Origin of the sequence: Shewanella sp. 10N.286.54.B9, assembly GCF_041468565.1 — a bacterium.
In the GTDB taxonomy this organism is placed as follows: Bacteria; Pseudomonadota; Gammaproteobacteria; order Enterobacterales; family Shewanellaceae; genus Shewanella.
Genome location: NZ_JBFRIY010000028.1, coordinates 41,960 through 54,084, shown reverse-complemented (window position 1 = coordinate 54,084; position 12,125 = coordinate 41,960). Strand labels below are relative to the sequence as shown.

Below are 12,125 nucleotides of genomic sequence, written 5' to 3'. Positions count from 1 at the left end.
TGAGTATAAACACAGCGTACTATTATCAAGTGATTGCTTTGTAAATGGTGAATTGACCATTAAAAATTCTTGAGTTGGTTTGAATATTGAATGCTTCATTGAGTTGATAAGCTCAATTGTAAATGAGTGCCTGCGACAGACTCCTGCACTCTGACATTGTCCATCCAGCTGTGCATTATCCATAAACCTCGGCCAGATTCTGTTGCGGTATTTGGGCATTGTTTTGGGGCTTGGTTATTTTGTAGTTCAGAATTATCGAGCAGATCAATCACAACCTTATCGTCGCCGCTGTGGAGAATCAAAATCATCTCCTTTGAGCGATTATTGCTATGGCTAATGACATTGGCTACAGCTTCTAAAACACAAGTGACAATTTTAAATCTTTGTGAGGTGCTGATTTGGTTTTGCAGCATAAACTGATCGACTTCTAAGCACAGTGAATGCTTAGCTAATAGTGCTTTGTTAAGGTTTATCTGTAAGCTGTTCATGGTGTATTCCTTATTGAAATCCTATTTGCGTTAGGTGAATAGTTAGTTAACAGTGAACGCCTGACGTTACTAATGACTGGCTTGAAATAAGCATCAATGAGATATCATCTTGCGCTTGTTGTTGCTGCCACAAATCACTGCTATGGCTTAAGTGATGTAGCAAGCTGTCGGGCGTAAGTTCTCTGGCATTGTTGATGATTTTTAACAGTCTCTCTTGGCCAAAGAAACCGTGCTTAGGGTGACGACATTCATAGATCCCATCGGAGTAAAGCAATAGATGTTCGTGTTGAGTTAACGTTAATTGGCTACTGCTGTACTGATAGTTATTGCGGATCCCTAATGGCAGTTGTGGCGCAATATTTAGCTTATTTTCATCGGCAAAGTAAGCGTGTTGTGGGCTAATCACAATTGGAGCTGGATGACCTGCATTGACCAGTTCGACATGCCCGGTCACTGTATTGGCAATGCCAATTACCATAGTGGCAAAGCGGCCACTGTTTTGTGGATCGTCAAACTCGCTGTTGAGAGTATTCGCTAGGCGACACACATCTAAGGCTTGCCATGCATCTTGGTTATTGGCTAAGTTTTGCGCTAGGGTGAAACTCTGCATCGAGGCTGCAGTGCCATGACCACTGACATCAAGCAGATAAAAACCGATATGCTGGTCGTCAATATTGAAACACTGGAAAATGTCGCCGGCGAGATCATGTGCAGGTTTAAATTCACACGTTACTTGCCATTGTTGATTGAGCTCATTGTTATTTGGTAAAAGCGCTTGTTGTAATTGTGCCGCTAGTGCCAAATCTTGTTTAACAACACTTAAGTATTGCTGTTCTTTGACGAGTAGCTTATTGAGTGTTTCATTTTTTTGTGCCAATTGTCGCTGCATCTCAATTATTCGCTGGCCTGCATGAACACGGGCTTTTAGCACGGCGCTATTAAAAGGCTTAGCCAGATAGTCATCTGCACCGGAATGAATTCCTTCTACTATGTGAGTATTTTCACTATTGCCTGTGAGTAGAATGATGTAAGGGCAATTGGGGAAGTGTTTAATGACTTTACAGAATTCTATGCCGCTCATACTTGGCATCATCCAATCGGTGATAACCAGATCAATCTGATGTGTTTTAAGGTATGCAACCGCCTCGACAGCATTAGAGAAGTCTACACATTTGTGACCCATCGCTTTCATCAAAGACGCTAATAAACAGCGTTCGCTGTCGCAATCTTCGACAAGCATGATGCTTAGTTGCTGCTCTGCTTGCCTGTCGCTAAATACCGTCATGAGTCAATTCGCATTTTGTTGGGTCATGTAGTTAGACAGCAAACGATATGCCAGAATAGTTTTCGCCTGGCTAAGCTATTGTATGAATTCAGACTTTTTATATTTATGTCATTTGGGATAGGTTTTTGGGGTTGTCATGTCCATGAGCTAATTGCATTTTGCAAAAAGGTTTAGCAAATTGACAAAATAGGACTGAATTTTATATCTAATTGTTTTGTATGGAGTATTTTTAAGGATTGATTTTAGTGGAGAAATGATAAAGCGCTTGGCGTATTTATTGCTTTGTTCAGTAACGTATAGATTGAAATCAAGTGTTAGGAAGCGACATGTATTTACTGATAGCCAAGGTCATTAATATCGTTAAGTGTAGACATCGCGCTGTAGCTGCTAGTCTGCTTTTGAGTACTAGCTTGGGATTGTCTCTGTTTGCCTGGAGCGTAAGCGCCGCAGAAGGGACATCTCCGACTCCCGCAGAGACGCTAGTGTTTGGCGTTGTTCCACAACAGGCTGCCAGTACATTGGCTAAGGCCTGGGGGCCTTTACTTAAACAGCTGTCGCAAAATGCAAAGATTGATTTGCGTTTTGCAACCGCGCCGGATATTCCTACTTTCGAAGCTCGATTAGCAAAAGGGGAATATGATGTTGCTTATATGAATCCACATCATTATACCCAGTTTCATCAGTCACAGGGCTACCAAGCTTTAGTGAAAGAGCAAGATAAAAAGCTTAAAGGGATTATCGTCGTTGCAAAAGATGCCAGCTTTAAGAGCTTAAATGACTTAGCTGGAGAGACCATTGCCTTTCCTGCACCAGGTGCTTTTGCCGCCAGTATGATCCCTCGGGCTAATTTAAAGCAGCGAAGTATTGATTTTAAGCCGCAATATGTTGGTTCGCATGACTCGGTTTACCTCGCCGTTTCGCAAGGGTTATTTAATGCAGGTGGCGGCGTAGGACGAACTTTTAATAACTTACCAATTGCGACTCAATCCAAATTAAGGATCCTTTGGACTACGCCTAAATATACTCCCCATGCAATAGCGGTACATCCTCGAATATCAGATCCCACCCGTAAAATACTGACTGCTGAATTGATGGCGCTTTCGCAATCAGTACTTGGACTTTCGCTATTGAATAATCTTGGTTTTAAGCGCTTAGAGCCTGCAGTTGACAGTGATTGGGATGATGTTAGAGCGTTAGAGTTGCAGCAATTGTCAGTTCCGGTCATTGATGAAACATCTTTGCAGGAGCAGCGCTAATGTCATTTCGACTAAAAACGATTCTAGGTATCGCCATTATTGAAGGCTTGCTGTTAATGCTGCTGGTGTACACCAGTATTAGCTATTTAAAATCTTCAAATGAGTCTGAAATTGAAAAGCGTGCCCAGTCAATAGCTGCACTTTTTGCCGCAGCGGCCAAAGATGCCGTCTTGAGCACTGACTTGTCTACGTTAAATAACCTTGCCAACGAACTCATTTCCACCAAACAAGTGTTATATGTCAATGTATTCAATCAGGACAACTTGCTGGTCACTGCTGGAGTGGATAGCGGCGCACATTTAGCAATGCGAGATATTAATGTCAGTAGCGTTGACGACGGAATATTAGATATCGAGGCGATGGTGGCAGAATCGGGCGTTGTCTATGGCCGAGTTGAGCTGGGCGTGGAGATCGCCAAGCTGGATGTTTTCATTGCCGACGCCACTAAACAGTTTTTATTGATTGCGGCATTGGAGATGCTGTTAGTAGCACTCTTCTCTTGGTTGCTCGGTCATTATTTGACCCGTAACCTACAGCAACTAAAGTCTGCCTCAACTCGTGTTTTTGCTGGTGAAAAACAAGTTAAAGTACCGGTAAGCTCTAAGGATGAGATTGGACAAGCGGCTCACGCTTTCAACCAGATGGTTGAGCAAATCGATATAAAAACTCACGCACTTGAAAATGCGAATACTCGCTTAAGCACCATCTTAGGCACGGCTTTAGATGGCTATATCATTATTAATACTCAGGGAGAAATAAGCGAAGTTAACCCCGCTGTTAGTCGTCTTTTTGGTTATAAGGACAGTGAGTTACTCGGGCAAAATGTGTCTTTGTTACTGCCGATGTCTGAAAGAGGCATGCATGACGTTTATATCCGCAACTACCTTGAAAGTGGTCAATCAAAAATTATTGGTAAAGGGCGAGAGTTATTAGCACAACATAAAGCGGGTGAGTTATTTCCCATTGAGTTATCTATTTCGAAAATGGTACTTGATGGTGAAATCCTCTTTTTAGGCTTAGTTAAAGATTTAACTGATGTTAAGCGGGCACAAGTCGCCGCGCAGCGCACTGAGTCAATCTTGCTCGCCACATTAGAGGGTAGCAAAGATGGGCTCATTACCATTGATATCACCGGAGAGATCCAAGAGGTCAATGATTCTGCCTGTTTGATGTTTCATGCCCACGCCAATGCGCTGGTGGGGCAAATAATGGAGTCTTGCCTATTTCAAGGAGGAGCGCGGATTACTTTTCGGGACATTTTGGAGGAGTATCGTCGCACTGGTGCAGGTAACGCCCTTAAAAATGCCACTGAAATTTATGCCACTCGTTTTGATGGCGAACAGTTGCCTGTTGAGCTCACTCTGATCCCAGTGCAGTTAGGCGATGAGATGTTGCTGACAGCATTTATCCGCGACATTTCAAGGCGGATGGAGTATGAAACCCAGCTTAAATTGGCTAAAGAGCAAGCTGAGCAGGGCAGTAAAGCGAAATCACGTTTTTTAGCCACTATGAGTCATGAAATTCGTTCGCCACTCAATGCGGTGTTAGGGAGTGTTGAGTTATTACTGGATTCTCGACTCAATAAAGAGCAAAGGATCTACGCCAATACCACTAAAGAAGCGGGAACCGCTTTGTTGAGCACGATTAATGATATTTTGGACTTTTCTAAGATTGAAGCGGGGCAAATGTTGCTAGAGAAAAATAGCTTCTCAGCAGCTAAACTGGTTAATCAGGTGCTACAGATATTATCGCCTAAGGCGCAGGATAAAGGCATCACTTTAGCCAGCTTTGTTAATTGCAATGTGCCAGAGAGCCTTATTGGTGATGGTCAGCGTTTACGTCAAGTACTGCAGAACCTGGTTGATAATGCGATTAAGTTTTCCGCTGGCGGCTGCATATCAATAGAGATGTGGTTGCTTGAAAATCAGCAAAATAAAGCTCAGTTATATTGCACTGTCACTGATCAAGGCATAGGAATTGCTGATGAGGCACAACTCACCTTATTCAAAGAGTTCAGTCAGGTGCATGATGACCACAACACTAACTACAGTGGCACCGGGCTTGGTTTAGCTATTTGTGCTGAACTGATCACTCGAATGGGTGGCAGTATTGCTGTAAGAAGTGAGCAAGGGCAGGGAAGTTGCTTTAGTTTTGATGTCAATTTGGAGTTTGATAAAACGGTGCAACCGGTCTCTAGTCAAGTGATTGAAGATGCGCGCGTATTATTAGTACACCCAAACCTGACCTATTGTGCACTGTTTGAAAGACAGTACCGCCAATATGGAGTCAAAGTAAGTTGTGTCCAACGCGTTGAAGATATTTTTAATCGATTGAAAGTGCAAGGGCGTTTTAACTTAGTGTTGATTGATGAGCGCAGCTTGGTTGAATTGACTGAACGGCAAGCAAAACAGATTGAAGACTCTTACCTTAATGAAGAGGGCCTGATGGCGGCATTAATGACCATTGTGGTGCCTGAAGCGTCAAAATTGCTAGCAAAGGTAGGCCTTGAACAAGTGGTCAATAAGCCGCTTAGCAGGGATATGATGTTGGCGATGTTGAGCGGTGAACATAACTTTAGTACTGATATTGCCACAATAGATGAGTGTTCGAACCTGCAGAGTCAACCAAACTTGCCATTATTGTTAGCTGAAGATAGTCCGGCAAACCAGATAGTGGCTAGTGCACTGTTAAATAAGGCTGGCTTTACTGTCGAGATTGCAAATAATGGTAAACAAGCGGTCACGATGGCGGCGGCTAAAAAGTATGGCTTGATCCTGATGGACATGCGAATGCCAGAGATGGACGGCGTAGAGGCCACTGAGCATATCTTGCTGCATGACCCACAACAGATCATTATTGCAATGACTGCCAATGTGCAGAAAGAGGACGTTGATTTATGTATGAATGCAGGGATGAAGGACTTTGTCCCTAAACCTGTTAATCGCGCTCAATTGGTAAAGTCGGTTAATCATTGGATGATAGCAGCAAAGAGGTTAGGCGCTGAGGCTTCTGCAACTCACAATGATGCCGTCACTTTAACTAACTGTCAGCAAATGACGGTTGCTGCCGTAGATAAGATTGCATTAAGCGCTGTTGTTGGGTCTACAATAACTGCAGAGCCAAAAACAAGAGAGAGTCTTGCTAATGGAGAGAATAATTTGACTGAAACTGATGCATCATTGCAACAACCTTTGAATGAGACGGCTGACATTCCAAGCGGCGAAATACTTGATCAAGCGACACTAACAGAACTTTCAAATATGTTAGGTGAAGAGGCGATGCTAAGAATGTTTACTGTGTTCCTCAATGAGGCTGAAGAGAGGCTAGCAGTATTAAAGTCATTATTGCATGCCTATGAATCGCTAGGAGATTGTGATTTAGATGAAGTCGACATACAGGCGCACACGCTTAAAAGTAGCGCTGGGAGCTTTGGTGCTAAAGCATTAAGTGTCGCGGCAAAATCATTAGAGCTTAGTGCTAAAGCGGGTAACCTTGATGACATATCCAAGCTACTTAGCAATGTGATTGAAGTTGGTGAGCAAACACTACAGGTATTTAAGGCTCACTTAGCCCCTAGTGCTTAGGTGATGAAGATTTGAAATGTTTCCACCGCTTAAGGTGAATACTTATGTGAGGTAGGAAAACGACAGGAAGATAAAACTGCTAGACTTGATTAACAAGCCTTGGTATCTGTCGTCTCAATGGTTATGATGGTTTATCTATTTTTGGCTTCTAATACTTATTGAATAGGTTGATTTTTATATGGATATATCTAGCTCGTTTAGTGCTTTATTGGTAGAAGACAGCATGTCGCTTGGAGCATTATACACTGAGTTTTTGCGTGCAGATGGAGCCAAAGTCACTCATGTTAACCACGGTGGTGATGCGCTTAACGAGTTAAAGCAATGGCAACCTGATCTGCTGGTGCTAGATATTAAATTACCCGATATGTCTGGGATGGATATTCTTGATATCGTCCAAAAACAGTACCCCGACATTACCGTTATTATGATCACCGCCCATGGCACTATCGATCTCGCCGTCGATGCAATGCGAGCCGGTGCTTTTGACTTTCTAGTCAAACCCTTCGATGCTAAACGCCTTTCTATTACGGTTCGAAATGCCCTTAAGCAGCGGCACTTGGTTAATTTGGTGGCTAAGTATGAGAGCAGCCTTCCGAAGCCTCACTACATGGGCTTTGTTGGTGAATCACTAGCGATGCAAACGGTTTATAAAACGATTGATTGTGTCGCTAATAGTAAAGCATCGGCATTTATAGTCGGCGAAAGTGGTACAGGTAAAGAGGTGTGCGCCAACGCTATTCATCATGCTGGTAGCCGCAGAGATGAAGCGTTTGTCGCCTTGAACTGTGCGTCAATTCCTAAAGATTTAATTGAGAGTGAAATCTTTGGCCATACCAAAGGTGCATTTACTGGTGCGGTCGCTAACCGCGATGGCGCTGCGACCAGAGCACATAATGGTACGCTGTTTCTTGATGAGATTTGCGAGATGGATCTGGAGCTGCAAAGTAAGTTGCTGCGCTTTATTCAAACTGGTGTATTTCAGCGAGTGGGTGGTACCAAAGAGGAGAAAGTCGACGTACGGTTTGTCAGTGCCACTAATAGAGCACCGTGGGATGAAGTTAAAGCCGGTCGTTTCAGAGAAGATCTTTTTTATCGTTTGCATGTCATCCCTATTGAACTTCCTCCGTTAAGAATGCGCGGCAAAGATATTCTCCTGTTGGCAACTAAGTTACTTAAAGAGTACAACAAAGAGGAAGGTAAGCAGTTCAAGCACTTTAGCGCAGAGACAAAGCAATGCCTCAAGAACTATCAATGGCCTGGCAATGTTAGACAGCTGCAAAATGTGATTAGGCAAGTTGTGGTGCTCAATGATGCTGAAACCGTCGAGCTTGATATGCTCCCGGTACAGGTAACAGCCAATATCAACCTTAAGCAGGCTGCCCCCCAAGCGCAAAGCGCTACGCCGCTGTTTGCAGAACCAGCAGCATCATTGGTACAGGGCGCGATTGAGGCTCAAGGCCGTTTAACTGAAGAGCAAGATACAGGTGCGGTTGCGCCTACTGATATCGTCCCATTATGGCTCACCGAGAAGCAAACTATTGAAGATGCGATTGCCTTTTGTGATGGTAATGTTCCAAAGGCTGCTGCCTTATTAGATATCAGCGCATCAACGATTTACCGCAAACGTCAAAGCTGGGAAGAGTTAGAAAGTAGCTTAAGCCACGAGGGCTAGCGCTCACTTTTATCTTGCTACGATATAGAGTTAAACACACGATAAGAGTAGACTTCAGGTCTACTCTTTTTTGTTTGAGCCCGAGGCCGCTGATGAAGTTTCTAGTCGATACCCACGCCCATACCATAGCTTCTACCCACGCTTACAGTACGCTACATGACTATTTAAAGGTTGCCAAAGAGAAAGGTATTAAACTGTTCGCCATTACCGATCATGGGCCAGATATGGCTGATGCACCGCATTTTTGGCATTTTGTTAATATGCGGGTGTTACCGCGGATTGTTGATGGTGTCGGCGTGCTTAGAGGGATCGAAGCGAACATCAAAAACCTGCAGGGTGACATTGATTTCTTCGGTGATTATTTGCAGCAGCTCGATATCGTATTAGCAGGTTTTCATGAACCTGTTTTTCCGCCATCAACAGCAGCAAACCATACTCAAGCTCTTATTAGCTGTATTGAAAGTGGCAAGGTCGATATTATTAGCCATCCAGGTAATCCAGCGTATCCGATTGATATTGATAAAGTGGCTCAAGCTGCAGCAAAGCATAATGTAGCGCTAGAGATCAATAACTCTTCATTTTTAACCTCACGTAAAGGCAGTGAAAAAAGCTGCACGGCAATTGCGCAAGCGGTGAAACAAGCTGGCGGATTGTTAGTGATGGGTTCAGACTCCCATGTTGCATTCAGTTTAGGTGATTTTGATAAAGCCATTGAGGTGATTGAAGCAGTACAATTTCCCATAGAGCGACTGCTTAATCGGAGCCCCGAAACTCTGTTATGTTTCCTATCGGCAAGAGGCCATGACTCACTTGATGAGTATGCCGAGCTTGTATGAACACTCTTGAAATATTTCTATAAAGGCTATTATCTAAAAGCTTATGCAGGCTCCTATAAAAATATTAGTTACTGGCGGCAATGGCCAACTCGCTCAGTCGTTAGCATTAATCGCTCACTTGAGTAACGCAAGCATATTAGGGGGTTGTCTAAGTTATATTACAGCGGAAACCAAGCATGCTTTAAAAAACATATTACCAGAAGCTGCAAACTGCTTGAGTGAACAAGATGAACTGCAACTATTTTCGCGCAAAGAGTTAGATATTTGCAACTCTGTTGCCATAGATGCCTCTTTTAAACAGCTAAAACCAGATGTGGTGATTAACTGCGCGGCATATAATGCCGTTGATAATGCTGAAACTGACCCTGAAAGCGCTGTTAAGGTTAACCTTGATGGCCCTAAATTACTGGCGGATCGCTGTAAACGAGACGGGGTAACCCTAGTTCATATCTCTTCTGACTTTGTATTTTCTGGTGAGAAGCATTCACCTTATAACGAACAAGATACTCCATCACCACTTTCTGTGTACGGTAATAGTAAGCTCGCAGGTGAATTGGCTGTACGACAGGTTTTAGGCGATCAGGCTTATATTATCCGAACCAGCTGGCTCTATAGCTGCCAAGGGGATAATTTTATCCATACGATGCAGAAGTTATTTGCCGCAAAGGAACAATTATCGGTTATTGATGATCAATTTGGCAGCCCAACTTGGAGTGAAGCGCTAGCAGTCATTATTTTTAAACTGATAAAGCAAAAAGAAGCGGTTAGTTTAGATGCTAGTTTAGCCAGCGATAGTGTTTGTTTAAACAACTTATATCACTATGCTGCAGCCAACCGTTGCTCATGGTTTGAGTTTGCGCGACAGATCCAGCGATTGATGCGAGTGGATGAAAAGCCTCATACAGCTCATTGCAGAATAACTCCGATCAGCACGTCATCTTGGCAAGCCAGTCATGAACAGGTATTGGCCAAAAGGCCGCAACAGAGTGCGCTTAATAATCAAAGTCTGTGCCAGTTGTTGGAGGTTCGAGAGGGAAGCTTGTTGAAGGCTAAATGGCAGCAGCAACTCAAAGGGATGCTCGACTTTCAAAAGATTATTAATAGTAATCGTAGTCAATAACGGCTCAGCTTAGCTAGTTAAAATATTCGATAACGTCGTTAGAGAATTTGATTAACGATAACTACTTATCGAAAATCTCGACCTTGTTTTCAAGCGTTTTCCCTGCGCTTTTTATGAACACTTCCTGATTGTAATTGGTTTAAGGCCAGTTGATATAAGTAAGAGGTCCACGCTTTTACTAGATAAAAATAAAAAAAGGCAAAAGTAGAGAACTACTTCTGCCTTTCTATCATGCTAGAACCGCTAATACTCAAGCCTAGCGCCACCAATACACACGCCTAGAAGCTTCTTTCCCAACCTGCGTATAAAGTCGCATCCCAGTCGTCGCCACCAGAGGTGACATACTCACTGTAGCTAATAGTGCCACCTACTTTCAGAGTACCTTGATAAAACGGTCTATGGTAGCTGGTATCATATTGGTATACCCGTTCATACTCGCCCGGTGATACAGGGTTGCCGCCATCAGGTCTGCTTGTATCATTACCGTCGGTATTAAGGCGCAACCAACGTAGTTTATTGGTGATGTTTTGACCGCCACCTAACTGTGTGATACCGCCGATAACTAGCGTTTCTGCGTCATTATCATAAGTACTACCTAAGCTGCGGCCATAATAACGGTAGCCGCTTTGATAAAAGCCGTGCTCATATAAGCAGTTGTATTTCTGTGGGTCGATACCACAAGAGACTTTAGTATCTGAGTATTCAACAAATACTCGGGTGTTGATATCGCTCAATACAAAGTCGATACCGCCCATGTTGGCCGCATTGATCAGCTTGTTTTTACCATTGTGGTAATCTTCATGGGTGCGTTCATAGTAAATTCCGTAAGGGATACCAAAAGCGGTATCTGACCAGCGGAAATCATAACCCGCCAGCATATTTTCTTGGCCGTTTTCAAGATCACTTTCTGTTTTCCCGCCATTAAACAAGCCATCCCACCAATCACTTAGGCTATTACCGTATCCTTCTCCGCCCCACTGCATCGTCCAAGAAAAACCAACTTCCAATTTTGAGATTGGTCTAATGGTACCGCGAGCGCCCCAATGTTGGGTATCTGGCACATGACGGTCACTTTCCATTTGGCTAAATGCGGTTGTGAAAGTCCAAGGACCAATCCAGTTAAGCCATGGTGTTTCAAAGGCTTGGCTGTTATTGCGACTTAAGGTCACGCCAGGCATTGGCCGAGCATTGGTCGTTTGAATTAAACCACTGTCCCAACCTGGTCCCCAGTATTTTTGTTGCGCGCCAGCGCTAACGATCCAGTTACCAAGCATCACTGCGGCAAAACTGTCATCTAAGCGGGTGCTGTTTCCGTCAATCGGATCGGCATGGTAACTTGCCGAAAGACGGCCACTGAACCAGTCTTTAGTGATTTCTGCGCTAACAGTGCCTTCACCTTTATCACGATAATCTTGGCCAAAACCAATAAATCGGGTGGTATCGGTGCTACCCGCTAGTTCGACCTTAGTGCTAAAGCCACGATGATCTTTATCATAAGCTTGATTGACGCGCTCAAAAGCGTCTCGCTGGATAGTGGAAAGTTTAGCGGGGTCAGCCTTATCTAAATCTTGTTTTAAGCCGTCCCACATTAATGGGTAAGTGGTGATCGGCTGCACAATAATGCCAGTATCGGAAAGTAGTTGGATATCGGCTCTCAGAGCCAGATCTGTAGGTTCTACCCACCATGCAGCTTGCACTGAGCTACAGCCAAAAATAAATAGTCCTGCTAATAATTTGAGTTTCATTGTGATCCCTTTTGTCAATGAAGCGCATTCTAAAGTATTTCATTAAAAGCCGACAGTGTAGAGTGATTTGTTATTTAATATAAGGGGAAATTACCATCAATAGGTTATTAAATTATTCAAAAATATTGATAGTAATTGT

The 12,125-nt window shown here is 43.5% G+C and carries 8 protein-coding genes; 5 read left to right on the top strand and 3 right to left on the bottom strand.

Features of this window, described 5'->3' with window-relative positions; genetic code table 11:
• Positions 1–95: 95 nt before the first annotated feature.
• On the bottom strand, positions 96–488 hold the full coding sequence (locus AB4135_RS10360; RefSeq protein WP_371992603.1) for an ATP-binding protein: 393 nt from the start codon (positions 486–488) through the stop codon (positions 96–98).
• A gap of 46 nt (positions 489–534) precedes the next feature.
• Positions 535–1,773: a SpoIIE family protein phosphatase gene (locus AB4135_RS10355; protein ID WP_371992601.1), complete on the bottom strand. Its 1,239-nt coding sequence runs from the start codon at positions 1,771–1,773 to the stop codon at positions 535–537.
• 326 nt (positions 1,774–2,099) lie between these two features.
• Here AB4135_RS10355 and AB4135_RS10350 point away from each other — a divergent pair, with 326 nt between their 5' ends.
• From AB4135_RS10350 to rfbD, 5 genes are all read left to right on the top strand, one after another.
• Positions 2,100–3,029, top strand: a complete 930-nt coding sequence (locus AB4135_RS10350; protein ID WP_371992599.1) for a phosphate/phosphite/phosphonate ABC transporter substrate-binding protein — start codon at positions 2,100–2,102, stop codon at positions 3,027–3,029.
• Positions 3,029–6,613: a PAS domain S-box protein gene (locus tag AB4135_RS10345; RefSeq protein ID WP_371992597.1), complete on the top strand. Its 3,585-nt coding sequence runs from the start codon at positions 3,029–3,031 to the stop codon at positions 6,611–6,613. Before AB4135_RS10350 ends, AB4135_RS10345 begins: the two co-directional genes overlap by 1 nt.
• Before the next feature lie 178 nt (positions 6,614–6,791).
• Positions 6,792–8,285 carry a sigma-54-dependent transcriptional regulator gene (locus tag AB4135_RS10340; RefSeq protein WP_371992596.1) on the top strand — a complete coding sequence of 498 codons (1,494 nt, stop codon included), beginning with the start codon at positions 6,792–6,794 and terminating at the stop codon, positions 8,283–8,285.
• 92 nt (positions 8,286–8,377) lie between these two features.
• Positions 8,378–9,121: a phosphatase gene (locus tag AB4135_RS10335; protein ID WP_371992594.1), complete on the top strand. Its 744-nt coding sequence runs from the start codon at positions 8,378–8,380 to the stop codon at positions 9,119–9,121.
• A gap of 43 nt (positions 9,122–9,164) precedes the next feature.
• On the top strand, positions 9,165–10,241 hold the full coding sequence (rfbD, locus tag AB4135_RS10330) for a dTDP-4-dehydrorhamnose reductase (RefSeq protein ID WP_371992592.1): 1,077 nt from the start codon (positions 9,165–9,167) through the stop codon (positions 10,239–10,241).
• 278 nt (positions 10,242–10,519) lie between these two features.
• Here the strand turns inward: rfbD and AB4135_RS10325 are convergent, their stop codons facing one another.
• On the bottom strand, positions 10,520–11,986 hold the full coding sequence (locus tag AB4135_RS10325; protein WP_371992590.1) for a capsule assembly Wzi family protein: 1,467 nt from the start codon (positions 11,984–11,986) through the stop codon (positions 10,520–10,522).
• Between the last annotated feature and the right edge of the window lie 139 nt (positions 11,987–12,125).